27 protein-coding genes are annotated in these 25,736 nt (G+C 34.2%); 9 read left to right on the forward strand and 18 right to left on the reverse strand.

All coding sequences use genetic code 11. The features are described from left to right. Window positions 1-5: 5 nt before the first annotated feature. The 5 genes from R3L15_RS08260 to R3L15_RS08280 all read right to left on the reverse strand — a co-directional run bounded on the left by R3L15_RS08260 (window position 6) and on the right by R3L15_RS08280 (window position 6,664). On the reverse strand, window positions 6-350 hold the full coding sequence (locus tag R3L15_RS08260) for a four helix bundle protein (protein WP_338731068.1): 345 nt from the start codon (window positions 348-350) through the stop codon (window positions 6-8). A 20-nt stretch (window positions 351-370) separates the two neighbouring features. Beyond that, window positions 371-1,171 (reverse strand): RNA methyltransferase, encoded by an 801-nt coding sequence (locus R3L15_RS08265; RefSeq protein WP_338731069.1) that lies wholly within the window; start codon window positions 1,169-1,171, stop codon window positions 371-373. A 63-nt stretch (window positions 1,172-1,234) separates the two neighbouring features. Continuing rightward, a complete protein-coding gene (locus R3L15_RS08270; RefSeq protein ID WP_338731071.1) occupies window positions 1,235-2,542 on the reverse strand; it encodes an amidohydrolase family protein in 1,308 nt (435 codons plus the stop codon). A 12-nt stretch (window positions 2,543-2,554) separates the two neighbouring features. Beyond that, window positions 2,555-5,524 (reverse strand): amidohydrolase family protein, encoded by a 2,970-nt coding sequence (locus R3L15_RS08275; protein WP_338731073.1) that lies wholly within the window; start codon window positions 5,522-5,524, stop codon window positions 2,555-2,557. A gap of 63 nt (window positions 5,525-5,587) precedes the next feature. Continuing rightward, the gene (locus R3L15_RS08280; RefSeq protein WP_338731074.1) at window positions 5,588-6,664 is read right to left on the reverse strand and encodes a DUF3810 domain-containing protein; all 1,077 of its coding nucleotides are present in this window, start codon (window positions 6,662-6,664) and stop codon (window positions 5,588-5,590) included. Between the two features lie 74 nt (window positions 6,665-6,738). Between R3L15_RS08280 and R3L15_RS08285 the strand changes: the two genes are divergently transcribed. After that, window positions 6,739-8,199 (forward strand): aminoacyl-histidine dipeptidase, encoded by a 1,461-nt coding sequence (locus R3L15_RS08285; RefSeq protein ID WP_338731075.1) that lies wholly within the window; start codon window positions 6,739-6,741, stop codon window positions 8,197-8,199. A gap of 65 nt (window positions 8,200-8,264) precedes the next feature. Here R3L15_RS08285 and R3L15_RS08290 read toward each other — a convergent pair whose 3' ends face one another. The 3 genes from R3L15_RS08290 to R3L15_RS08300 are packed head-to-tail and all read right to left on the reverse strand — an operon-like array spanning window position 8,265 to window position 11,038. After that, on the reverse strand, window positions 8,265-9,464 hold the full coding sequence (locus tag R3L15_RS08290) for a peptidylprolyl isomerase (RefSeq protein WP_338731076.1): 1,200 nt from the start codon (window positions 9,462-9,464) through the stop codon (window positions 8,265-8,267). Between the two features lie 10 nt (window positions 9,465-9,474). Further along, a complete protein-coding gene (gldI, locus tag R3L15_RS08295; RefSeq protein WP_338731077.1) occupies window positions 9,475-10,026 on the reverse strand; it encodes a gliding motility-associated peptidyl-prolyl isomerase GldI in 552 nt (183 codons plus the stop codon). Next, window positions 10,019-11,038 (reverse strand): bifunctional oligoribonuclease/PAP phosphatase NrnA, encoded by a 1,020-nt coding sequence (locus tag R3L15_RS08300; RefSeq protein WP_338731078.1) that lies wholly within the window; start codon window positions 11,036-11,038, stop codon window positions 10,019-10,021. Before R3L15_RS08300 ends, gldI begins: the two co-directional genes overlap by 8 nt. Window positions 11,039-11,125: 87 nt before the next feature. Between R3L15_RS08300 and R3L15_RS08305 the strand changes: the two genes are divergently transcribed. Beyond that, window positions 11,126-11,545 (forward strand): nucleoside-diphosphate kinase, encoded by a 420-nt coding sequence (locus R3L15_RS08305; RefSeq protein WP_338731079.1) that lies wholly within the window; start codon window positions 11,126-11,128, stop codon window positions 11,543-11,545. 49 nt (window positions 11,546-11,594) lie between these two features. On the opposite strand, the gene R3L15_RS08310 is transcribed toward R3L15_RS08305, so the two are convergent. From R3L15_RS08310 to recF, 3 genes are read right to left on the reverse strand one after another with little or no spacing between them, the layout of a single operon-like run. After that, entirely contained in the window at window positions 11,595-11,891 is a 297-nt protein-coding gene (locus tag R3L15_RS08310; protein WP_338731080.1) for a DUF721 domain-containing protein, read from the reverse strand. After that, complete coding sequence (locus tag R3L15_RS08315; RefSeq protein WP_338731082.1) at window positions 11,891-12,307, reverse strand: lipocalin family protein; 417 nt, start codon at window positions 12,305-12,307, stop codon at window positions 11,891-11,893. The genes R3L15_RS08310 and R3L15_RS08315 overlap by 1 nt, the downstream gene beginning before the upstream one ends. Then, window positions 12,308-13,390, reverse strand: a complete 1,083-nt coding sequence (gene recF / locus R3L15_RS08320; RefSeq protein ID WP_338731083.1) for a DNA replication/repair protein RecF — start codon at window positions 13,388-13,390, stop codon at window positions 12,308-12,310. A gap of 129 nt (window positions 13,391-13,519) precedes the next feature. Here recF and R3L15_RS08325 point away from each other — a divergent pair, with 129 nt between their 5' ends. The 7 genes from R3L15_RS08325 (at window position 13,520) to R3L15_RS08355 (ending at window position 19,945) form a co-directional block, all read left to right on the forward strand. Next, window positions 13,520-14,299: a tetratricopeptide repeat protein gene (locus tag R3L15_RS08325; protein WP_338731084.1), complete on the forward strand. Its 780-nt coding sequence runs from the start codon at window positions 13,520-13,522 to the stop codon at window positions 14,297-14,299. Between the two features lie 5 nt (window positions 14,300-14,304). Next, on the forward strand, window positions 14,305-14,796 hold the full coding sequence (gene ribH / locus R3L15_RS08330) for a 6,7-dimethyl-8-ribityllumazine synthase (protein WP_338731085.1): 492 nt from the start codon (window positions 14,305-14,307) through the stop codon (window positions 14,794-14,796). Window positions 14,797-15,116: 320 nt separating this feature from the next. Next, on the forward strand, window positions 15,117-15,398 hold the full coding sequence (locus R3L15_RS08335) for a riboflavin synthase subunit beta (protein WP_338731087.1): 282 nt from the start codon (window positions 15,117-15,119) through the stop codon (window positions 15,396-15,398). Next, a complete protein-coding gene (gene mutL, locus R3L15_RS08340; protein WP_338731089.1) occupies window positions 15,398-17,254 on the forward strand; it encodes a DNA mismatch repair endonuclease MutL in 1,857 nt (618 codons plus the stop codon). The genes R3L15_RS08335 and mutL overlap by 1 nt, the downstream gene beginning before the upstream one ends. 7 nt (window positions 17,255-17,261) lie before the next feature. Beyond that, the gene (locus R3L15_RS08345) at window positions 17,262-18,023 is read left to right on the forward strand and encodes a rhomboid family intramembrane serine protease (protein ID WP_338734126.1); all 762 of its coding nucleotides are present in this window, start codon (window positions 17,262-17,264) and stop codon (window positions 18,021-18,023) included. A gap of 1 nt (window position 18,024) precedes the next feature. After that, window positions 18,025-18,903, forward strand: coding sequence for a rhomboid family intramembrane serine protease (locus R3L15_RS08350; protein ID WP_338731091.1), 879 nt, complete (start codon window positions 18,025-18,027; stop codon window positions 18,901-18,903). Window positions 18,904-18,916: 13 nt separating this feature from the next. Next, entirely contained in the window at window positions 18,917-19,945 is a 1,029-nt protein-coding gene (locus R3L15_RS08355) for an endonuclease/exonuclease/phosphatase family protein (RefSeq protein WP_338731092.1), read from the forward strand. Here the strand turns inward: R3L15_RS08355 and R3L15_RS08360 are convergent. From R3L15_RS08360 to R3L15_RS08390, 7 genes are all read right to left on the reverse strand, one after another. Continuing rightward, window positions 19,937-20,245 carry a DUF6122 family protein gene (locus R3L15_RS08360; RefSeq protein WP_338731093.1) on the reverse strand — a complete coding sequence of 103 codons (309 nt, stop codon included), beginning with the start codon at window positions 20,243-20,245 and terminating at the stop codon, window positions 19,937-19,939. The genes R3L15_RS08355 and R3L15_RS08360 overlap by 9 nt on opposite strands. Continuing rightward, window positions 20,242-20,862, reverse strand: coding sequence for a WbqC family protein (locus R3L15_RS08365; protein ID WP_338731094.1), 621 nt, complete (start codon window positions 20,860-20,862; stop codon window positions 20,242-20,244). Before R3L15_RS08365 ends, R3L15_RS08360 begins: the two co-directional genes overlap by 4 nt. A gap of 7 nt (window positions 20,863-20,869) precedes the next feature. Beyond that, window positions 20,870-22,579, reverse strand: coding sequence for a signal peptidase I (lepB, locus tag R3L15_RS08370; protein ID WP_338731096.1), 1,710 nt, complete (start codon window positions 22,577-22,579; stop codon window positions 20,870-20,872). 62 nt (window positions 22,580-22,641) lie between these two features. After that, window positions 22,642-23,343, reverse strand: coding sequence for a 4-hydroxy-tetrahydrodipicolinate reductase (gene dapB, locus R3L15_RS08375; RefSeq protein WP_338731098.1), 702 nt, complete (start codon window positions 23,341-23,343; stop codon window positions 22,642-22,644). A 3-nt stretch (window positions 23,344-23,346) separates the two neighbouring features. Continuing rightward, entirely contained in the window at window positions 23,347-23,955 is a 609-nt protein-coding gene (locus R3L15_RS08380) for a DUF5683 domain-containing protein (protein ID WP_125468208.1), read from the reverse strand. Then, complete coding sequence (locus tag R3L15_RS08385) at window positions 23,945-24,856, reverse strand: ParB/RepB/Spo0J family partition protein (protein ID WP_338731100.1); 912 nt, start codon at window positions 24,854-24,856, stop codon at window positions 23,945-23,947. Before R3L15_RS08385 ends, R3L15_RS08380 begins: the two co-directional genes overlap by 11 nt. 3 nt (window positions 24,857-24,859) lie before the next feature. Further along, on the reverse strand, window positions 24,860-25,624 hold the full coding sequence (locus tag R3L15_RS08390; RefSeq protein WP_338731101.1) for an AAA family ATPase: 765 nt from the start codon (window positions 25,622-25,624) through the stop codon (window positions 24,860-24,862). Between the last annotated feature and the right edge of the window lie 112 nt (window positions 25,625-25,736).

Raw genomic sequence — 25,736 nt, forward strand, 5'->3', positions numbered from 1 at the left:
AATTATTACTCTTTTGAAGATTGGATGATTTTGAATAATATCTTTAGAATACTTGAGAGTTCCGTCTCCAACTTTTCAAATTCTGAATCTGTGATATAGTCCGTATCTTTAAGAATTCTCAACCAATAATGTGTTTCTCTAGCTTCTTTGTAGGAAATAGACATTTTGGCTCTAAAATCTTTCTTTGAAATTCCACCAATGGCTTCTTCTAGATTGGCACCAATTGAAGTGCCTGATTTTAGAATCTGTCTTGATAATACATATTCATTTTCAGCAATAAGTTTTTTGCTCAACAAAACTATTTTTACAGCAAAATCATAACTTTTAGTTGCAATGATATTTTCCTTCATTATTAATTACAAATTGTTCATTACTCATTGATTCGCCTTTGGCGAACTGCTTCAAAAATAAGAATTCCAGCGGCTACCGAAACGTTCATAGAATCAATTTCACCTTGCATGGGAATAATAATGTTTTGTGTAGAATGTTGTAACCAATCGTCACTTAAGCCAGTAGCTTCGGCTCCTACAACAATTGCTGTTGGATTGGTATAATCCTGTTTGTGATAATCCTGAGACGCTTGCAAGGCTGCGCAAAAAATATGAATCCCATTTTGCTTTAAAAACGATAATATCTCGGAAGTTGTTCCTGTGGCAATGGATTTTGTAAACACGCAACCTACGCTAGACCTAATAATATTGGGATTATACAAATCGGTTTTTGGATTTGCAATAATTACGGCATCAACATTAGCAGCATCTGCCGTTCGCAACAATGCCCCTATATTGCCAGGTTTTTCTGGAGCTTCGGCAACCAAAATTAAGGGGCTCTCAGTATTGAATGTAATATCACTTAACTGATGAGGTTTTGCCTTAGCTACAGCAATAACACCTTCTGTAGTACTTCTATATGCTAATTTCTGAAACACCTCTTGAGAGATTTCAATAATCTCTACACCATTTTTTTCTAATGATTTGGCTTCACTCTCAGAAAATAAGTTAGGATAAAATAATAACGTCTCAATAACATAACTTCCTTTAATTGCTAAAGACAACTCACGCTTGCCTTCAATTAAGAATTGCTCAGACTTTCTTCGTTCTCGCGATTTATCTTTAAGCTGAACCAATTGCTTTATGAGTGTATTTTGGGTACTATGTATGGTTTTATGCATAAATGCAAAGGTATAATTTCTGACACAAAAAAAGCGAGTCTAAGTAACTCGCTTTTAAGTTTATTATTGATTTTTATACTTATTAGAATACCGTTTCCAAAGATCGGTTTGGTGACTTTCCAAACTAATATCTCGTCCATCTATAAAAGCTTTATCAAGCACATTGGTACGCATATCTAAGGCATCACCTTTACTAATGAATAACGTCGCACTTTTTCCTACTTCTAAAGAACCATAATTGTTATCAATACCTAATATTTTGGCAGCGTTAAGCGTAATAAGTTGAAGCGCTTCTTCTTTACGTAAGCCATAGGCCGCTGCGGTTCCGGCTAAAAACGGTAAATTTCTAGCATTCATACGTTCCATATCTCCACTGTTTTGTAAAGCTACCAAAACACCGGCATCAGTAAGTTGTTTGGCTAACTTAAATGGTTTATCATAATCATCATCCGCATTATTTGGTGTTGAATGTACGCGCTTAATAAGTATAGGTATGTCATGTGTTTTTAACAAATCGGCTACTTGTAAGGCTTGGTAGCCACCAACAACGACCATTTCCGAAATACCATTTTGGATTTTAAAATTAATCGCATCGGTTATGCCTTTGGCATCGTCAACGTGTACATATAGTTTTTTGCTGCCATCAAATAGCCCTTGAACGGCCTCAAAAGGTAAATGCTTTGTAGATTTATCACTATCTTGATATGTTTTGCTTTCCTTTAGGAAGCTAGTCACTTCTTCAACCTGTTCTGCATAATTGGTATTGGGCTTTAATCCTGGGTCTTCGCCACGCCACCAACGGCCACGCGTAAAACTATTTGGCCAATTTAGATGGATACCGTCGTCTACCTTAATAGCCGCATCTTCCCAATTCCAAGCATCAAATTGCACTACGGAAGATGTTCCAGAAATCCTGCCGCCACGTGGTGTTATTTGTCCAATAAGCACTCCATTAGGACGCATCGATTCCACAACTTTTGATTCGGCATTGTAGGCTATCAAACTTCTTATGTGTGGATTTAGACTTCCAATTTCGTCGTCATCGTCAGAAGCTCTTACAGCATCAATTTCTACTAATCCCAATGTTGAATTCGGGATGATAAACCCGGGATAAACGTGTTTGCCATTGGCATTGACGACTTGCATGCTGCTTAGATCCATTTTCACGACTCGTGCATCGACGACGGTGGTCAATTTGCCTTTTTTGAAGATAATCAAGCTATTTTCAATAATTTCTCCGTTACCAATATGCGCCGTTGCTCCCATTATGGCAATGGGCTGCGTTTGCTTTGATGCTGGAGTTTGTTGTGCCATTACAAGTGAAGCACACAACAGAAATACGATTACTATGTTTTGTTTTAAATGTTTCATTTGTAGTGGATTTTAAAATTGATGATCCATAGTGTCACAATGGAAATGTTGTTGCTCTTCTTTTTTTACGGGTTGTGTTTTTAAGCCCTTGTTCTTGGCTTGCATCATCATATTAATGAGTTCACTTTTTTCTTTCTTGATGGTTTCGCGTTTCTTTTTGTCGGTTTCAATGTCAAAATACACAGCACCTTCAATCAATGTTTTTTCAGCTTTGGCATAAATAGACAATGGATGATGAGACCACAACACCACATCGGCATCTTTGCCTACTTTTATACTACCAACACGATCGTTGATATGTAAAAGTTTTGCAGGGTTTAAAGTCACAAATTTCCAAGCGTCTTCTTCACTTACACCACCATATTTAATGGTTTTTGCAGCTTCTTGGTTAAGACGTCTAGACATTTCGGCATCGTCACTATTTATGGCCACCGTGATGCCCTGATTATGCATAATAGCCGCATTGTAAGGTATGGCATCGTTAACTTCAAACTTGTATGCCCACCAATCACTAAAGGTAGATCCACCAACGCCGTGTGCTTTCATCTTGTCTGCTACTTTATAGCCTTCCAAAATATGCGTAAACGTATTAATATTGAAATTGAAGCGTTCGGCAACTTTCATAAGCATATTAATTTCACTTTGTACATAAGAGTGACACGAAATAAAACGTTCCTTATTTAGTATTTCGGCTAAAACTTCAAGCTCTAAGTCTTTTCTGTAAGGTTTGCCACTTTTTTTAAGCGCATCGTATTCCTTAGCTCTAGTGAAATAATCCATATAAACTTGCTCAACCCCCATTCTTGTTTGCGGAAAACGATCGCGGCTTCCCCAGTTGGATTGTTTTACGTTTTCACCCAAAGCAAACTTGATGAATTTAGGTGTGTTTTCATAGATTAAATTATCGGCCGTTTCTCCCCATTTAAGTTTAATAATCGCCGAGCGTCCACCAATAGGGTTTGCAGAACCGTGTAAGATTTGTATGGAAGTTACGCCACCTGCTAAATTCCTGTAAATGTTGATGTCGCTTGGGTTTAGCACATCTTCTATAGATACTTCTGCTGAAGAATTTTGACCGCCTTCATTTATTGATGACGCAGCAATGTGCGAGTGTTCATCTATAATTCCAGCAGTTAAGTGTTTTCCAGTGGCATCGATAACCGTAGCACGACCAGCTGAAAGGTTCTTACCGATTTTAGAAATTTTACCGTCTTTGATTAATACATCGGTTTGCTCTAAAATACCATCGGCTTCGTTGGTCCAAACGGTTGTATTTTTGAACAAGATAGTTTCCTGTTCTGGTAAGCTTTTAAAGCCATAAGCATTGTTTGGAAATGTTACGGGAACAATGTTTTTTTCTTCATTGGTTTTGTTGGTTTTGTCTTTTTCTTTCGCATCAACAGATTTATGGGTTGCATAAAACGCTACGGTAGTTCCGTTGGGCAGCGTCGCTTCACCTTTTAGATTTTTTGAAGCCTCTACATTGGCAACAATTCTTATGAATTCTTGGTTTGTGGTATCTTTTGATGTTATGGATAGTGTTACCCAATCGTTATTGTATGAAAGTTTTGAACCACGTTTTAAATCATCTGTTTTAACGTCTGTTTTCAGCTTTTCCAAACTCCCTTTTACGCTCATAGAATAATCTTCACCAGCTAATTTAAAGGTATAATCTCCGCGAATATCCAAACGATCTTTATCTGAAAACTCCAAAGCATCTCCTTGAATCCAGTGTTCGTAAATTGTGGCATCATCTTCAAAAATATCTCCAGAAACAATCATAAAATTGGCCCAAGCGCCTTGATTAAGGTTCCCTAAATATTCGGCTTGCCCCAAAATAGTTGCTGGTATGGCTGTAAGCGCTTCCAAAGCTTTTTCTTTTGGCAATCCATAAGCAATGGCTTTTTTAAGATTACCCATAAACTCCTTTGGCGATTTTAAACCATTGGTGGTAAATGTAAATGGCACACCATTTTCAGCTAAAATTTTGGCATTAGCTGGTTTTTGATTCCACTGGCGCATATCGCTCAATGACAATTGTGATGCCATAAATGGATTTTCAACATTATAAGCATCTGGAAATTTTAATGGAAGGATAAACGTCGCGTTGGTGTTCTTTATTAGATTAATTCGCTCATACTCATCTCCACCTCCAACTAAAACATATTGAATATCTGACTCGTCTCCTACTTTATCCGCTCGAAGCGCATTTAACCTACTGCCGGCTGCAAAAATTTGTGGCTGCTTCTTATTTTTATTTAAAGCTTCCAAAGATAAATCTTTAGTTTCTACATGACCTTTAGCATACCAATCGGCATCAATATAAAGTTGTCTTAACAACGCCATACTTCCCATAATGGAAGACGGATACGACTGTCTTGACGTCACACTTTTACTAAAAGAAAGATATTGAGCAGATTCATCATTCAAAATTCTATTGGCATTATCGCCTTTGTTATTCAAAGCAACCAAAATTCCTGTACCACGAACAATACCGTCTTGAATATGGGTATTTACTGTTCCAAAACCTGCTTTAAGAAATTCTATTGCTTTTTTCTCATCGTAATTAAAACGGTCTATGGCTTTGTTTTCTGGCATTACGTGGTCGTTCCAGTAATATCCTGTTCTATTCGAATTATACTGTGAACTTCTACCATTACCGTCTGCTCTAGTTGGTTTTTTTACACCAAAATCGGCATACAAATCGATAAAAGAAGGATAAATGGTTTTTCCTTTTAAGTCTATAATGGTACTATTTTTTGGAATAGTTACTGATTTGCCACTGGCTACAACTTTACCATCCTTGATGAGGAGGGTTCCATTGTCAACAACCTTATTGTGCGAGACATAAATTGTAGCGTTAGTTAACGCTTTATAATTTGTGTTTTTGGTTTTTACCCCATCGTTTTTTGGAAAGTAATCTTGTGCATAAAACGTAAAACTACACAACAATGCAAATAGCAAAGTAATGGGTTTGTTCATTTTGAGTTAGTTAAAAGTGTTAGAACCCTAAAGATATACATTTAAGGTAGTTTTAAATACAATTTAATTTGCTTTAACATTTTGGTTTTCGAAATAATTGACCAATAAAGCCACCACATAGCTGTAACTTTTCATACCATCGGTTTGATTGTTAACCTTTAAAAAGCCATCATAAGTGGTTTTAAAAATAGATTCAAAAGGATTTTCATAACCGTCCCAAAATTCTTGAAGCTCTTGATAATTCTTTAATATTCCAACGTTTACTTGAGTTTTTAAAACTTCATACGTATCAGGATCTCTACGATAAACTTCAACCAAACAATGTTTCAAGGCGAAAATAGTTCCAGAATACTTAAAGTATTTATCAGGATGCTTTGTGGCTGCTAGGACACCTATAAAATTAGCTTCATTTTCAGCAGCAAACCCTAATTGATGCGCCACTTCGTGTGAGGAAATCATTGGAATTTTAAAACTGGGCACTAAATAATCAACATGGGCTTCGCCAGTTAACGGATTCAAATAACCACTAAACCCCATATACGTTAATGGCAAACTAAACAACGCATTTTTTATACTCTTTGGGTAATAATCTAAGCTTGGAAACTCGGTTTTTAATTGGTGAAACCCTTCTGGAACCTTTTTAAAAACCTCCTTATTTGCATAAGGAGATACTACTTTTTGAGTACTATCCTGCGTAATACTTAAATGAATAGTATTAGCTTCTACTATAAATTTCTCAGTCGTTGAAATTAACTCTTCAGTAGTGTAATCGGCATTAATATTTAAGTTTTCATGTAATGGTAATCGGTAATAATTCAATCCCCATAACACATGAAACGCTAAGTATATCATAGAAATAGCAGAAAACACATCAATTAAAAAGCCTTTAAAATTATATTTTACTCGTCTAATATTTAATATTAACCACCTAAGCATATAAATAATCGCAAAAGCATAAAATATGTCCCCAAAAGAAAACGGCAACCAACCAAACACATATCTAAATAATTTTGATATATACGGGTAGACTCCTTCACTATAATAAGATTCCACAAAATTAGGATAAGTAGACAGCCATTTCATCAATAAAATTTGAGGTAGAATGGATAAGGCTACTAGTAGTTTTTTGTTTTTTGGCATAGTTCCAAAATTAATGAAATCTTTATAATACTCCTTAAGTTATTTTTACCTTTGCACAACTAAAATTTTCAATTATGAATTCAGAAATAAGAGCCCTAGAACCCAAAGCACTTTGGAATAAATTTGCTGACCTTAACGCCATACCTAGACCTTCTAAAAAAGAAGAACAAGTTATCGCCTTTATGAAAAAATTTGGCGAGGAATTAGGTTTAGAAACCCTTGTTGATAAAGTTGGTAATGTTATTATAAGAAAACCAGCCACTACAGGTATGGAAGATCGACAAACCGTAGTTATGCAATCGCATTTAGATATGGTTTGCCAAAAAAACAACGATACCCAATTTGATTTTGATACCCAAGGTATAGAGATGTATGTTGATGGCGATTGGGTAAAAGCAAAAGGCACAACACTTGGAGCTGATAACGGATTGGGCGTTGCTACTATTATGGCTATTTTAGAAAGTAACAATATTGAACATCCTGCTATTGAAGCTCTTTTTACTATAGATGAAGAAACAGGTATGACTGGAGCAATGGGACTTGAAGGCGGTATTTTAGCAGGTGATATTTTATTAAATCTTGATACCGAGGAAGATGATGAAATTGGTGTTGGTTGTGCTGGCGGCGTAGATGTTACTGCTACTAGAACATATAAAGTTGAAGAAACACCAGAAACCAAAACAGGTTTTGAAGTAACTGTAAAAGGATTACAAGGCGGACATTCTGGAATGCAAATACACGAAGGCTTAGGAAATGCCAATAAAATAATGAATCGTTTATTATTTGATGGCTTTGAAAACTTTGGCCTACGTATTTCTGAAATTAATGGCGGTGGATTACGTAATGCTATTCCTCGTGAGAGTAAAGCCATAGTTGCCATTGACACCATTCATGAAAATGCCTTTGTTATGGAACTTGCCCAATTAGCTCAAACCATAAAATCTGAATACAAAACTATGGAGCCAGATTTAGATGTTATTGTATCTAAATGCGATACTCCAGAAACTATTATGGAACTAGGTGTTCAAGAAGGCTTTACTAGAGCTATTTATGCTGCCATAAATGGTGTTTATAGAATGAGTGCCGATATTCCTAATTTAGTAGAAACTTCCAATAACATTGCAAATGTAACTGTTAAAAACGGTGAAATAAAAGTTGGTTGCTTAACACGCTCTTCTGTGGAAAGCTCTAAATGGGACTTGGCAAATACCTTACGCGCTACCTTTGAACTTACGGGGTGCGAAGTGGAGTTTTCTGGCGATTACCCAGGTTGGAAACCTAATATGGACTCACCAATATTAAAGGTTTTGGAAAGCTTATATATTGAAATGAATAATGAAAAACCTCACGTAGCTGCTTGTCATGCAGGTTTAGAGTGTGGTATTTTAGGACAAAATTACCCTGAAATGGATATGATAAGTTTTGGACCTAATATAAAAGGAGCACATTCACCGGATGAGCGTGCTCAAATTTCATCAGCACAAAAGTACTGGAAATATGTGTTGGAAATCTTGAAAAACATTCCAAAGAAATAACTTAAACACTATAACAAAAAAAAGCCGCTTTAAATAAAGCGGCTTTTTTGTTATAATTGTATGATTTATTTATCTATACCTACTAAAATAATATCGAAAACTAGGTTTGTATTTGGTGGAATTGGTCCTGTTCCACTTTCTCCATACCCTAAAAACGACGGTATAAATACTTTTGCTTCATCTCCTACTTTCATATTTAACATAGCTTCTCTAAAACCTGGTATTAAACCAGCACTTTCGTTATAAACTTTAGAAAAAGGTTTGTAAGCACCTTGTTCGTCTGCTTTTTCATTATACATATTATTTTCTTGAGCAACCTCTTTAATTGTGGTGTAAAAAAGCTTCCCGTTTGCAAAATATCCAGCGCAATCAATTAATACGTTTTGCGTATGGTTAGGTTTTTCGCCATTACCTTGTTTTGTGTAGACCATCACAACTCCTGTATCCAGTTTTTTAACGTCTCCTAGGTCTTTATTAGCTTCTAAAAAAGTTTCAGCAGCTTTGCTTGCTGCTTCTTTTATTTTTCTTTGTGCTTCTTCTTTTAAGGCACGTTGCTTTTCTTCTAATTTAGGCGCCTCTTCTGTAAATATTTTTACGGCATCAAAAGCTTTAGCATCATTACCTTTTCTAATAATATTTAATTGCTGAATAACAACACTTTGCTCTGGTTTATCTCTGGCTGCAGTTTTTACGTTTGAAATGGTGTCCTGCACATCTAATCCTAAAACTAACTCACCAAAAACGGCATGACAACCACCTCCTGGAAATGTTCCACAACGCTTTAAGCTACCATCTGGTTTAAAAGCATCTAGATTAGGTGTTGGCTTTTCAGTAATAAAAAACTGACTTCCATTAGTGTTTGGACCAGCATTTGCCATAGATAGAATACCCGGTTTATCATGTTTTAAATCTGGGTGAAATTCATCTGGAAAACTATATCCTGGACCGCCAGCGCCAGTTGCTGTTGGATCGCCAGCTTGAATCATGAAATTGTCTATAACACGGTGAAAAATGATACCATTGTAGTAAGGTTTACCTTTAAGCGAGTCGGTTACTTCTGGGTGAGTTCCTTCGGCCAAAGCCACAAAATTGGCTACTGTTACTGGCGCTTTCTTATAAAAAAGCTTTGCCACCATAGTGCCTTTGTTTGTTACAAATTCAGCGTAAAGTCCATCTTCTAGATCTGGGTATTGTTGTCCACAAGACGTAAAACTTACTAATAGTGCTAGTACTAAAAGTTTCATAATCTGGTTTAATTTTTTCATTCTTTTTGGGTTAATTTATTTGTTTTGAATCGGTTATTGAGTTTACGGTAACTTCGCAAATTAGCGGCACATTCATACCTATTCTATTTTCGTCGCCATAGTAACCAAAAGCCTTTTGTGAAGGAAACATAAAAGTTACTGTTTCTCCTGCTTTCATAAGTTTTAAACCTTCACGAAGTCCTGAAAACAGTTCTTGCTTATCCATGACGTAGTTTTGGGTTTTTATGTCTTTTTTAGAATAAATAGTTTGCCCGTTAATTGTTTTTAAGTTGTAATTAAAATTAACGACATCGCCAAAGTCTGGTTTAATTAACGAATCGTTTTCAATTTTCGTATTATAATAATACCAAAACCCGTTTTGCGATGCCATATATTCAGTTTCTGGATTAGCTTGCATTAATTTCTCAAAACTGGCTTTTTCCCTAGCATAAAGCTTTTTATTTCTAACCACAGATTGATCTATAAAAGAACCTGTTTTGGAAGATATTGGTCTTCTTGCTTCTGGTGGTTTACAAGAACACAAAATCGCTAGCGTGCTTATTAATAAAACTATATTACGCATGATTAAGGGCTTTAGAATATTGCGGTAAGATAGTAATAAATTTTTCAACTGTATTTTTCAAGTCTAATTCGCTTCGGCCTCCTGCGGCATTTGTATGACCGCCTCCATTAAAATGCGCTCTTGCAAATTCATTAACAGAAAAGTCACCTTTCGATCTAAAAGAAATTTTGATAATATTATTTCCCTGATCTTCAATAAAAATAACAGCAAATACAATACCTTCTAGAGATAATGCATAATTTACAAACCCTTCGGTATCGCCTTTTTTATAATTGTGTTTATTTAACTCTGCTTGCGACAATGTTATATACGCTGTGTGATATTCTTTAAGCACTTTTAAATTGCTTAATGCTCGACCTAAAAGTTGCATTCTATCGTAGCTATTAGTATCAAATATACTATTATGTATCTCAGAATGGTTTGCGCCTTGATCTATTAGAAAAGCAGCTATTCTGTGTGTTGTACTTGTAGATGATGGAAATCTAAATGAACCTGTATCGGTTAAAATACCTGTGTATAAACATATGGCAATATTTTTATCTATTAAAGCAGTGTCTCCCAACCTATCTATAAAATTATATACCATTTCACAAGTAGAGCTAATAGCCACATCGGAATACATATATGTCGCATAATCATCTGGTTGCTGATGATGATCTATCATAATTTTTAGACATTCACTTTGCGCAAGTACTTCTACCATATCTCCTGCTCGATTTAACGCATTAAAGTCTAAGGTGAAGATAATATCGGCCGCATTAATTAATCCATCTGCTTTATCTTTTTCAGATTCATAGATTACAACAGCATTATTTCCCGGCATCCATTTTAAAAAATTTGGATAGTCATTAGGAGCTACAACAACAGCATCGTGGTTGTATTTGTTTAAATAATGATAAAGTCCCAAAGTGGAACCAAGTGCGTCGCCATCAGGATTTTTATGTGGGACAATAACAATTTTTTTAGGAGTACTTAAAAGCGTTTTTATGTTTGAAATATCGCTATTTGTCATAGTGAGCGAATATACATTTTTTAAAATTGATTACACTTGTTTTTATTAATAAATCCATTACTTTTGCACCAAATTTAAACGAATAAAATGGCAACAAACAGAACATTTACAATGCTTAAGCCAGATGCTGTAGAAAAAGGGCATATTGGTGCAATATTAGAAAAAATTACTGCTTCAGGATTTAGAATTGTGGCAATGAAATTAACACAAATGACTACCGCTGATGCTGAAACATTTTACGCTATTCATAAAGAGCGTCCGTTCTTTGGTGAATTAGTTGAATATATGACACGCGGTCCTATTGTTGCAGCTATTTTAGAAAAAGATAATGCTGTTGAAGACTTTAGAACGTTAATTGGTGCTACAAACCCAGCTGAAGCTGCAGAAGGAACTATAAGAAAAATGTATGCTGCTTCTATAGGTGAAAATGCTGTGCACGGTAGCGATAGCGATGAAAATGCCGCTATTGAAGGTGCTTTTCACTTTTCTGGAAGAGAGATGTTTTAATTAGAAGTTAAAACAATTGTATATAAAAGGCGCCTAAAAGGGCGCTTTTTTATTTTAAAACCACCTTTTTTATAAGGTCTTTTCCTAGATTCTCGTTAAGCATGGTAACTATTTTTTCTTTGCCATAACTTAATTCTTCTCGTAAAACACTAGAACTTAAACTTACATACAATACATCTTGCTTTAAAGAAATAGCTGTTGTATAATTACTAATGCCTGGCCCCATCATATCATGCCAGACATTCTTAATATTAACTTTGTCTAAGCCACTTTCTAGATTGTTGGTTTCCACAAATTCTTTTAAAACTTCTGATAAACTTAAATGTTCTGTATGACGTTTTGACATTATTCTATTTTTATGGGGTGATAAGGTTTATACGTGTAAATAATCTGGTTTTTATTAATGACTTGTAACGCTTCTTCATCAAGTAAAAGTATCGTCTCTTTCCAACTACTATAAGGTGTTTTGTAATAAAGATGTAAACTGTCATTTTCTTTTTTTACAACGAATGTTTCTTCAATAACTACATTCGATGTTTCGTAAGTGCCATTAAAATTAGGTTTTAATTTCTTCCTAAATCCTGTGGAATCACTCGTTAACTCTATAAAATCTATGGTATTATTAAAATTATAAGCTTTTTTAGTGCCATCTGGCATTACAACTTCTTCTATTTCCCAATACCCGTTTAAATCTTGAATATTCTTGTTCTGGGAACAGGACATTACAAATAAACATGATAATAAGGCTGTAATATATTTCATTTAAGATAGTTTAAAAATTTCGTAAGATTGATGAACTTGTTTAACCACATGCTCTGTTCTTTCGGCATGTGTATCGCTTATAAATAATTGGCCAAAATTCTCATTATCTACCAATTTTATTATTTGCGCTACACGTGTTTCATCTAATTTATCGAAAATATCGTCTAATAACAAAATAGGATTAACGCCACTTTGTTCCTTAATAAAATCGAATTGCGCCAACTTTAAAGCTATTAAAAATGATTTTTGTTGCCCTTGACTTCCAAATTTTTTAACAGGATAATCACCAATATTAAAAATTAAATCGTCTTTATGAACACCAACACTTGTATATTGTAACGCTTTATCTTTGTTTAAGTTTTGCTTTAATAACGATTTTAAATCATCGTCAAACAAATTACTTTTATAATCTAACTCAACAGTTTCATTACCGCCACTTATGGCTTGATAACGCTTTTGAAAAATGGTTGAAAATGTTTCTAAAAACTGTTGTCGTTTCTCAAAAATATGTGTTGCATATCCGTTTAATTGCTCGTCATAAACATCTAAAGTGTCTTGATTAAAAGTATTGTTTAACGCAAAATACTTTAACAGTGAGTTTCGTTGCGCTAAAATTTTATTGTAGTTAATTAACTGCTCTAAATACACTTTATCGCCTTGAGAAATAACACTATCTATAAATTTTCGTCTTGTGGCACTTCCCTCTATAATTAAATCTCTATCGGCAGGAGAAATAATAACTAATGGTAAAAACCCAATATGATCGCTAAGCTTATCGTAAGCTTTTCCGTTTCTCTTAATTGTTTTCTTTTGTCCCTTTTTTAAACTTACAACTACTTTTTCTGTATCGCCTTCTTTATCATAATCGCCATTAACTACAAAAAAAGATTCACCATGCTTAATGTTTTGAGAAGAGATAGGATTAAAATAACTTTTCCCAAAAGACAATAGGTAAATAGCATCTAAAACATTAGTTTTTCCTACACCATTATTCCCCACAAAACAGTTTATCTTATCGTTAAAAACATAAGATTGGCTTTCAAAATTTTTATAATTCAATAAGGATAAAGATTTTAAAACCATAAAGTCGTTTCTCTTGTTTTTTGCAAAATTACATTAGAAAAGTTGTGCAAATTATTGAAAAATAACAAATAATTTCACTTTTATTTATGAAGAAAAATTATATTTTTGCGGCGCATTAATATACAATATATGGCAACTTACAAGAAAAGAGGATATAAACCTAAAGCAAACAAGGAAAAAGAAGTTGAAGACGTTGTAGTAGACGAACAAGACTCTACAACAGCAGAAGTGTTTAATACCTTAGATGAAACCGCTTCTAAAACAGAAGATTGGGTTATTAAAAACCAAAAATATATTTTTATAATTATTGCTGTAGTAGCAGCAGTGGTTTTAGGATACTTAGGATATAACCAATTTATTGCCAAGCCTAAACAAGCCGAAGCAATGAACGAAATTTTCCAAGCTAAAAAATACTTTAACGAGGCTGTAACAGGAACCGCTAAAGATTCGCTTTACACATTAGCACTTAATGGTGGTGAAGGAAAATTAGGTATGGTTGATATTGCTTCTGAATACAGCGGAACAAAAGCTGGTAACTTAGCTAATTACTACGCAGGTATGGCTTATCTAAACTTAAAAGATTATAAAAATGCCGTATCTTATTTAAGTGATTTTAATAGTGAAGATGAAGTATTAGCCCCTATGGCTAAAGGTGGTATTGGCGATGCTTTCGTGCAACTTAATCAAACCGAAGACGCGTTAAGCTATTACGAAGAAGCTGCAAAAATGCGTGCTAATGAATTTACAACACCATTATATTTATACAAGGCTGGTGTAACTGCATTAGAGTTAAATCAAGCAGATAAAGCGTTAAATTTCTTCAACAAAATAAAAGAAGAGTACCCATCATCTACACAAGCAACAAATATTGATGTATTTATAGGTAAAGCACAAGGGTTGACCAATTAATAAGTATGGCAACAGCAAATAAAAACTTATCAGAATACGATAAAAACACCATCCCAAACGCGAAAAACTTTCGGTTTGGGATTGTTGTTTCTGAATGGAATGATTCCATAACAGAAGGGTTGTTTCAAGGTGCACACCAAACACTTTTAGATAATGGCGCTCAAGAAAATAATATTTTAAGATATAATGTTCCTGGAAGTTTCGAACTTATTTATGGCTGTAAAAAAATGCAGCAACACAATGTTGATGCTGTTATCGCTATAGGGAGTGTTATTCAAGGAGAAACCAAACATTTCGATTTTGTTTGCGAAGGTGTTACTCAAGGTATTAAAGACCTAAACATTTTACACAATGTGCCTGTTATTTTTTGTGTACTAACCGATAATACAATGCAACAAGCCATAGACCGTTCTGGTGGAAAACACGGTAACAAAGGTACAGAAGCTGCTATTGCAGCCATAAAAATGGCTGTTCTGGAAAAACAATCCCATAGTTAAGACCTAACTGTTAACAATTTTTGGCATTTCAAATCTTAAAATTCCTAGTATTTTAAGTACTTTTGAAATAGTAACCAAGTACCGCGTCATTTTGATTTTCAAACAACGCAAAAACAAACAATTCAACTACAAAACAAGATTTAACGAAGACGGTGAATTAAAAAAAGACACTGCTTCTAAGTTTGATTTTAATTGGGTGGAAGAAAGTAAAGCTAGGCAAAAACGAACTAGCAAATTATTTTCCTTGCCTTTTTTAATCTTATTTCTAATTATGATTGTTGTACTTTGGATACTTTTAGGACGATATGAGTAATTGATTTATGGGAGTATTTAAGACCAGAAAAAATAAAAAGTTTAGTTATACGCCACGCCATTATAAAGGTGATAGTAATCCTTATGAAATAAAACATAAGTTTGACGAATACAGAAAAACGGTAGATTCTTCTGGAGGCTTAAAAGGTAAAATAAACAATGCTTGGGATGACTATAAAAACAATACTGATGAGAAGGCTAACAAACGTGTTTTAATTATAATCCTTGTCTTAATTTTAATATTTCTTTTTATTATCGACTTCGATTTGTCAATATTCTTTAAAAACTAATGGCAGATATTATTCAGTTATTACCAGATCATGTAGCTAACCAAATCGCTGCTGGAGAGGTTGTACAAAGACCCGCTTCGGTTGTTAAAGAACTTTTGGAAAACGCTATTGATGCTAAAGCCACAAACATAAAGCTTCTAGTAAAAGATGCTGGAAAAACCTTAATTCAAGTTATAGATAATGGCTGTGGCATGAGTGTTACCGATGCGCGTTTAAGTTTCGAGCGTCATGCTACATCAAAAATACGGTCTGCTGATGATCTTTTTCAATTAAATACCAAGGGGTTTCGTGGCGAAGCTCTTGCTAGTATTGCCGCTATTGCCCATGTTGAGTTAAAAAGCAAACAAGAAGTCGATGATGTCGGCACACATTTGGTTATAGAAGGAAGCAAAGTGGTCTCTCAAGAGGTTACGGTTACTCCTATTGGCACATCTATTGCCGTTAAAAATTTATTTTTCAATATTCCTGCTAGACGTAATTTTCTAAAGTCCAATCAAGTAGAATTTCGCCATATTACCGATGAATTTCAGCGTGTTGCTATGGCGCATCCTAATGTTACGTTTTTATTGATTCATAACGGTAGTGAGCTTTTTAATTTACCCGCCAGCAATTTTAGACAACGTATTGTAAATATTTTTGGCAGTAAAACCAATGAAAAATTAGTTCCTGTAAATGAAGATACCGAAGTGCTTAAGATTTCTGGCTTTGTAGGAAAACCTGAGTTTGCTAAAAAAACACGTGGCGAACAGTTTTTCTTTGTAAATAATCGGTTTATTAAAAGCGGGTATTTAAATCATGCTATAAATGCTGCTTTTGAAGGACTTTTAAAAGACGGTACACATGCCAGTTATTTTTTAAATCTTGATGTGCCGCCAGAAACTATCGATATTAATATTCATCCTACAAAAACTGAAATAAAATTTGATGATGAACATACGCTTTATGCTATAATTCGTTCGGCTGTAAAGCATAGTTTGGGGCAATTCAATATTGCGCCTATTTTAGATTTTGAAAGAGATGCCAACCTAGACACACCTTACGGCTATAAAAATAAACACGCCGAAACGCCAAAAATTGAAGTGGATAGAAGCTTTAATCCGTTTCAAGATAAAGCAAATTCTGGTAAGCAACAACCAGCGTCTTTAAAACCGAAACCATCGAGTAGTTGGGAAAGTCTTTATGTCGATTTAGAATCGAAAGGAAATAGCAAGCAAGAACTTTCAAATTTTGACGATATTCAGTTTGAAAGTACTACCAAAACCTCTTCTCTATTTGAAGAAAATACCGTAGAAAAAAGTAAAACAACATTTCAGTTGCATAACAAATATGTTATCAGTACAATTAAATCTGGCATGTTGGTTTTAGATCAAAATAAGGCACATCAGCGTGTGCTATACGAAAACTACTTACAACAACTAACGCTAAAAGAAAGTGTTAGTCAACAGTTACTATTTCCTGTTTTGCTAAATTTTTCAGCACATGAAATTGACATTATTAAACAGGTTAAAGACGATTTAGAGCATACAGGGTTTATTTTTTCTAAGTTTGAAAAAGATGCTGTTGAAATCTCTGGTGTTCCTATTAATGTTCCTGAAAGTGAAGTTAACGATGTACTAGAACAAGTTATTAACGACATACAAAATGATGTCCCCGATAGCCATTTTAGCGCTATGGATTTATTAGCCAAATCTATGGCTAAAAGTTTAGCTATTAAAACAGGGCAACTATTATCAAACTCTGAACAAGAACACTTAGTAAATAGCTTATTTGCTTGTAAAGAGCCTAACATGTCGCCCAACAACAAGACAACATTTATTACGTTATCTGTTGATGAGTTAGATAAAAAGTTTAATTAAATTTATGATAAACAATATTACCGATACAGTAAAACATTTACTAATCATTAATGTGATTATGTTTGTTGGTACACTTGCTATAGGAAATAATGGTGTTTTATTTTACGATTGGTTTGCATTACACTTCCCAAAAAACGACACATTTCAATTGTGGCAAATTTTCACCCATATGTTTATGCATGGTGGTTTTATGCATTTATTTTTTAACATGTTTGCATTGTGGATGTTTGGTACAGCTGTAGAGCAACGCTTTGGCAGTAAGAAATTCTTATTCTTTTATATTTCTTCGGGTCTTGGTGCTGCATTAATTATGATTGGTTATTATTTCTTTCAGTATTACAGTGGACTGTCTACATTAAATGAATCTGGTTTTGATACGGCTCAAGTTATAGACGTTTTAAAATCTGGATATAACCGATACGACACGCGTTGGGAAAGTGTTTTAAACCAAGACCAATTAGGAAACTTTGTTGGCGTATTTAATAGTACAATGGTTGGGGCTTCTGGAGCTATTATGGGCGTTCTAGTTGCTTTTGGAATGTTATATCCTGAATCGAAATTAATGTTGATTTTCTTACCCATTCCTATAAAAGCTAAATATTTTATTCCTGGAATTATTATTTTAGATTTAATTTCAGCTGTAACAGGGCAATCTTTTTTCAGTCCAAGCAACACGGCTTATGTCGCTCACGTTGGTGGTGCCCTAACAGGCTTTTTAATTATGTGGTATTGGAAAAAAACACAGTTTAATAAAAATCGTTGGGATTAACGTGACCTCACTAAATCAAGACATACAAAACAAACTTAACAACCTAAATGTTTTTGAAAAACTTATAGGTATCAATCTATTACTGTTTTTAATTGGCCTTATTTTACGACCTATTTTAAGTATTCAAAATAGTTTAAGTTGGTTAGAGCTACCAAGCGATTTTATGGCTTTTTTGTTACAGCCATGGAGCATTATTACTTATGCTTTTGCTCATTACGATTTCTGGCATATTATTTTTAATATGCTTTGGCTATACTTTATTGGCCGTATGTTTTTAAACCTATTTAATGTAAAACTAGGGTTAAACATTTACTTTTTAGGAGCTATTTGTGGTGGCATTTTATTTTTAGCTGGTTACAATTTACTTCCAGATTTTTTTAACACCAACACCAGATTAGTCGGTGCCTCCGCTGCAGTTAGAGCATTGCTTATTTTCATGTGTGCCTACATGCCTAGCATGTCTGTTAGGTTTTTTACGTTTAATATAAAATTATGGCACATAGGAGTTGTTATTGTTGTATTTGATATCATTGGATTGTTTGGTTTAAATGCTGGTGGTAATTTGGCCCATTTAGGCGGTGCCATCTTAGGCTATTTTTATGCTATTCAATTGCAAAAAGGAACAGATATAGGTAAAGGTTTTGAAAAACTTATGGACAGCATTATGGGGCTTTTTAAAAGCTCTAAAAATACGCCTTTAAAAACAGTACATCGAAAAAAAAGAGCATCAAAAGATAAGATGGCTGGCTACTCAAAAGAAGAGTTTGATGAGTTTAACAAGCAAAAACGTATCGATATTATCTTAGATAAAATAAGTAAAAGTGGTTACGATAGCTTAACTAAAGAAGAAAAAGAGTTCTTATTTAGAGCTGGAAAATAATGACCGGATTTATATGAAAAAACTAAAGCTTTTAGATAAACTTATTTACCTAATTAATGCTTTAGTGGCTACACTACTCTTGCTATCCTACCTGTTACCATTTGTACCACCAAAAAATTTCGCTTTACTTTCTGTATTAAGTTTAAGTGTCCCTTTCTTAACGTTAGTTAACGTCTTATTTTTTATTTACTGGCTAGTTAAGGTAAAAAAACAAATGCTTTTATCGCTTTTTGTGCTTGCGATAGGCTATATAAGTTTTGGTTCTGTTTACAAGTTTTCATCATCATCTGGAAAAACGCAATTCCCCAAAACAACACTTTCTGTAATGAATTACAATGTAAGGTTGTTTAACTTATACGAGTGGATAAAAGAAAAGCACATAGAAGACAGTATAACATCGTTTATTAAAAGAAAATCACCCGATATTTTATGCTTACAGGAATATCATCCACATAAAAACGTCAACCTATCGTTTTTTAAACATAAATATGAAAAGGTTTCTGGCAAGAAAACAAAATACGGACAAGCCATTTTTTCAAAATACCCTATTATAAATTCAGGATCTGTAGCATTCCCAAACACATCAAACAATGCCATTTTTGCCGACATTGTAAAAGAAAAAGACACTATAAGAGTTTATAACGTTCATTTGCAATCGCTACGTATAGACACTAATGTTGATAAGCTTAAACAAGAAGATTCTGAACGTTTATTTAAACGTGTAGGTGAAACTTTTAAAATGCAACAGCTTCAAACCGAATTATTTTTGAAACACAAGGAACAATGCAACTATAAAATGATTGTTGCTGGCGATTTTAATAACACTGCTTTTTCGTACGTTTATAAAAATATAAAAGAGAACTTAACAGATAGTTTTGAGGAAGCTGGAAATGGTTTTGGAAGAACTTATGACTTTAAATTCTTTCCCGTTAGAATAGATTTTATTCTAGCCGATCCAAGTTTTAAAGTGGAGCGTTTTAAAACATTTGATGAAAAGTTTTCCGATCACTACCCTATAATGACGCATTTATCACTACATTAATAAGCAATCTAAACTATCTGCTAGCATATGGAGTAATAAGCCAACACCTATAACTCTGGTTACTTTAGGAAATAATAATACCATATAAAAACCTATAGCATAATATGAATGTAGCGGATGAAACCCAATACTACATCTACTATTATCGAAAATTGGTGTTGCGAGTAAATGGTCTAAATCTATAAGTATGGCTGCGAGCATTATTAACGCAGCTTGCTTCCATTTAGATTTAAAAAATAAAAGTGCTATTACTATGGGTAAAATAAAGTGGCATCCATAATGCACAAAAAAACGCATCATAAATCAAGATCTTGAGCTTGTAAGTAATTTAACGTATTAGGACCTTCGTTAAACAGCACATCTAAAATACTAAGATTATTAATGTAACCGTGCTTTTCAGAAAATACCTGTGTATAAGGTTCAAATGGTATAATGTCTGCTCCTTTGGCTTTAACTAAATGTCTAAAATCTATTTTACTGGTGACCTCTTTTTCAAAACTAGAGGTCTTTTCTATATTTAATTCGAGTTGAAGACATTCGCAAATCACATAAATTGTTTCAAAATTTAAATCGATAAGAGACGTGAATGCTTTTTTAAAAATAGGTTCCAAATCATCCCTGTAAAACTCAAAAAAAGGCGACGTACTATAAGCAGACAATAGTGATTTCCAATGATTACTTTGCCAGTTTTCTTCATTAAAAATCTTTACCTCACGATATTTTTGTCGGTTTTTTTGGGTAAAAGAAACAGGAACATTTAGCAACAGTTTACCATTGGCAGCATAAATATAGGTACGATTTCTATAGGTTTGCTTTTGAAAATTATCTTCCATCTCAAAAACGACATTATCTGCCTTAACCATAGCCACAAAATGCGATACAGATGGAAAATATGTTGGATGAATAAGTATATCCATAAAAGTGTTATGCTGCTTTTTTCTTCTTACGCCATTGGTTAAATCCAAACCAAATAGCTAGCAATACTAAAAATGGAATTAAGTAAGATACTGGCTTGCCGCTACCACCAACAGTTGTAAACCAACGTTCCCAACGTGGTTTGCCATCACCCCAGCTCATCCAAATAAACACAGGTTTACCAACAACATGATCAAATGGTACCAAACCCCATGAACGTGCATCTTGTGAATTATGGCGATTATCTCCCATAAGCCAATAATAGTCTTTAGAAAACGTATACGTATTGGCCACTTGGTCATTAATAAAAATTTGGTTGCCTTTTACTTGAAGATCATTGCCTTCGTAAGCCGTAATAACACGTTTGTATAGTGGTAAATTTTCTAGAGTTAAATCAATTGTTTTTCCTGCTTCAGGTAAGTATAATGGGCCGAAAAAGTCGTTATTCCAATCGTAATTTGGGTTGTGAGGAAACACACTAGCGTCTCTTGTCTCTGAGCTATTCTTTACAATAGAAACCACTTCGGGGTCTTGTTTCATTTTCTTAGCTAGTTCTAACGTCGCATTGGCACTAATTTTATTGCTAACCGTAGTAAACTTTAACTTTTCGTATGCTGTTCGGCTCATTTGCCCTATTACATGCACATTTGTACTATCTCTATGAACAACATCTAAGTGCGTATTATTATTTCTTAAAAAATCTTGAACCCTGGTATCGTCCCAAACCTTGGTTCCCAAAGAAAACACATTGGTATATTCTGTAATACCGTATTTATTAAGAAAACGCATATCAACGTTACCCTTGGTTTCTATAGTATGGAAGAACTGCAGTTTTGCACGGTCTGGTAATACATTTTGTTTACCATTCACGTAAACAAAACCATCTTTAACTTCTATAGTATCGCCTGGTAATCCAACACATCTTTTCACATAATTTGTACGTTTATCAATAGGTTTAAAATAGGTTCTATCGGCTGTTTTATACATGTTATATAACGTATCTACCGGCCAATTAAATACAACTATATCGTTGTGTTTTATGTTTTGAAATCCTGGCAACCTTAGATATGGTAATTGAAAAAAGTTTTTCCAAGACGTACTTTTCTCTCCTTTTTTGTCATCGTACAAGTACGATTTTTTCTTAATTCCAGGAATGGTATCATGAACCATTGGTGCAGCAACAGTAGTCATAGGAACTCTGGCACCATAATGAAATTTACTTACAAAAAGAAAATCTCCTACAAGCAACGATTTCTCTAATGATGATGTTGGGATAGTAAACGGTTGTATTACATAAGTATGTACGATTGTTGCAGCAACAATAGCAAATAAAATGGAGCTTACCCAATCTCCTAAAGACGTTCTTGGTTTAAGACTTCTATCGTTTATATACGTAACATCTGCTGTATAGTTTAAGTAGTAATTAAAAAACCCTAGCGTTACAATAGACAATAATGTATCGGTAGCTGAATTTTTACCAAAACTCCTAGCAGTTTCAACCCAAACAACAGGAAACATAATAAGGTTAACTATAGGTAAGAATAATAAAATCGTCCAATACCATGGGCGATTAATTATTTTCATTAAAACAACAGCATTATATACTGGAACAAATGCTTGCCAAGCTTGTTTACCTGCTTTTACATACAATTTCCATGTTCCTAAGCCGTGAATTACTTGAATTACTAGAATGAAAATTAACCACTGCGTCCAAGTCATATTTTAAAGAGTTTCTTTTTTAGTATTGTATTATTTAAGAAAGTTACAAGATGTTATTAGCATTAACCAATATTTAACACATCCTTCATAGTAAAAACACCTGTTTTTCCAAGTAACCATTCTGCTGCTACAACAGCACCAAGCGCAAAACCTTGTCTGCTATGTGCTGTGTGTGTTATATTTATCGTATCAACTTCGCTTTTGTAGTCTATACTGTGCGTACCGGGCACATTTTCAATACGCTTTGCTGTGATAGGTATTACTCCTTCGAGGCCTGACTCTAATTTCCATTCGGTATAGTCGGCATGTTCAGAAATAATATCTTCAGCTAATGTAATGGCTGTTCCACTAGGGGCATCTAATTTTTGTGTATGGTGAACCTCTTCCATAGAGACATCGTATTCCCGTAACTGACTCATCATACGAGCTAGGTTTTTATTTAGCTCGAAAAAGATATTAACGCCTAAACTAAAGTTAGATGCATAAATAAAAGCGCCTTTGTTTTCTTCACAAAGCTCTACAGCCTTATCATAATTTTGCAACCAACCCGTTGTACCAGAAATTACCGGTACGTTGTGTTTAAAACAATTCACTATATTATAAAAAGCAGCATTTGGCACGCTAAAATCTATAGCTACATCGGCTTGAGATATATCGTAACCATCTTCATCTGATGTTTTTATAACAATATCGTGTCCTCTACTTAAGGCTATTTTTTCAATGGTTTTTCCCATTTTACCATATCCTAGTAGTGCTATTTTCATAAATTAAAATTTGAAATTAAGAGTTACGCCTAAATCGCCCGTATTATCAAACTCATTAAGCTTATAATGTGGTCGTAACGACAGGTTATCATCTACATTATACTGTAATAAGTGAGCGTCTACATTGGCATCGATAATATTTAGTGCATAAATACCAATTGTAACCAAAAGGGAAATTTCTTTGTTTCTACGTAATGTTTTTTGGGCTTCTCGTAAGCCATCATCTGTAACAACGCCATAAAACTCATCGTCTTGAAAACCGGCTAATCGTCTTTTATAGGCATCGCGATAACGTTGGTATTCTTTTTGATTATCCAAATAAAAATACATCCCTATTCCTAATCCCGCATACACAATGGGTATCTTCCAATACTTTTTATTGTATGCTTGCCCCAATCCTGGCAATACCGCCGAATAGAAAGCCGCCCTTGCTGGTGCAAGTGGATCTATAGGTTTTTTATCTATAGCTGCCTGCTCAACAACCAATTCTTCGGTTGGAGTAAGTTTACTTTTGTCTTCTTTTTTATTTTCTTCATCCTTACCTTCTTGAGCTAAAGCTGAAAATGAAAAAACAAATAGTAAAAAAAACGCGAGTATATATTTACTTGGCACTTTTTACGAGTTTGATGATACGATTAAAGTCTTCTTCTGAATGAAAAGGAATACTAATATTACCTTTTCCTTTATTATTAACCTTAACGTTTATTTTATGACCAAAGTATTCTGAAAACTCTTTGGCTCCTTTTTTTATGTATTTTGGAAGTTCTTGCGATTTAGATTTTGAAGAAGGTTTTGGAGCTTCTTCTCCTTGTTGAAACGCTCTAACAATAGCTTCTGTATCTCGTACCGATAATTTTTTAGAGATAATTTGCTCGTAAATATCTAATTGGTGGCTTTGGTTTTCTATATTAATTATGGCACGCCCATGTCCCATAGAAATAAAGCCGTCGCGCATACCTGTTTGAATAATAGGATCGAGCTTTAACAAGCGTAAATAGTTAGCAATCGTAGAACGTTTTTTTCCTACACGCTCGCTCATTTGCTCTTGTGTAAGGCTAATTTCATCTATTAAACGTTGGTACGATAAGGCAATTTCTATTGGATCTAAATCTTGACGCTGAATATTTTCTACCAAGGCCATTTCTAGAGACTCTTGGTCGTTTGCTATTCTTATGTAAGCAGGAATAGTTTCTAAGCCTATTAACTTAGAAGCTCGAAAACGTCTTTCTCCAGAAACTAATTGGTACTTATTAAAATCTAACTTTCTAACAGTTATTGGTTGAATAACGCCTAATTCTTTAATAGATGACGCTAATTCGCGTAGCGTTTCCTCGTTAAAGTTTGTTCGCGGTTGAAACGGATTAATATCTATCGTCTCAATATCTAAATCTACTATATTTCCTATAACCTTATCGGCATTTTCGTCTTGTACAGAGTTAATGTCGTTACTAGGATCTTTTAATAATGCTGATAATCCTCTTCCTAAAGCCTGTTTCTTTGTTGCCTTCGCCATAAATTAGGAGTTTTTATTAATGATTTCCTTCGCCAAACTTAAATAATTGCTGGCGCCTTTACTAGCGGCATCGTAATTAATAATGCTTTCGCCATAACTTGGTGCCTCACTAAGTCTTACATTTCGTTGAATAATTGTTTGAAAAACCATATCGTTAAAATGCTTTTGCACTTCTTCTACCACTTGATTTGATAGTCTTAAACGTGAATCGTACATGGTTAACAACATGCCTTCTATATCCAGTTTATTATTATGTATTTTTTGTACGCTTTTTATTGTGTTTAACAACTTGCCTAAACCTTCTAAGGCAAAATATTCGCATTGAATAGGAATAATAACCGAGTCGGATGCTGTTAAAGCATTTAACGTTAGTAACCCTAAAGACGGTGCACAATCAATTAAAATAAAATCATAATCATCCTTTATCTCTTGTATAGCTTGTTGAAGCATATACTCGCGCCTATCCTTATCTACTAATTCAATTTCTATAGCAACCAAATCAATATGCGCTGGAATAATATCCAGATTTGGTGTTTCGGTTTTTACAATAGCTTCTTTTACTGTATTGGTATGCTCTAGCAACTGATAAGTTCCTAATTCGACTTCTTCAACATCAATACCTAATCCTGACGTAGCATTCGCTTGTGGATCGGCATCAATAAGAAGCACTTTTTTTTCTAACACACCTAGCGAAGCAGCAAGGTTTACAGAAGTGGTTGTTTTTCCAACACCACCTTTTTGATTGGCAATGGCTATAATTTTACCCATTAATTGATTTGGTTTTTTCTCCCGTAAAAATACAATTATTTACGACTTTATAAAACGGAAGTTGTTAACAGTTATCATGCCATTCACCATAAAAAATAACAATCCCTTTTTT

It is taken from the genome of Mangrovimonas cancribranchiae (genome assembly GCF_037126245.1).
Taxonomy (GTDB): Bacteria; Bacteroidota; Bacteroidia; order Flavobacteriales; family Flavobacteriaceae; genus Mangrovimonas; species Mangrovimonas cancribranchiae.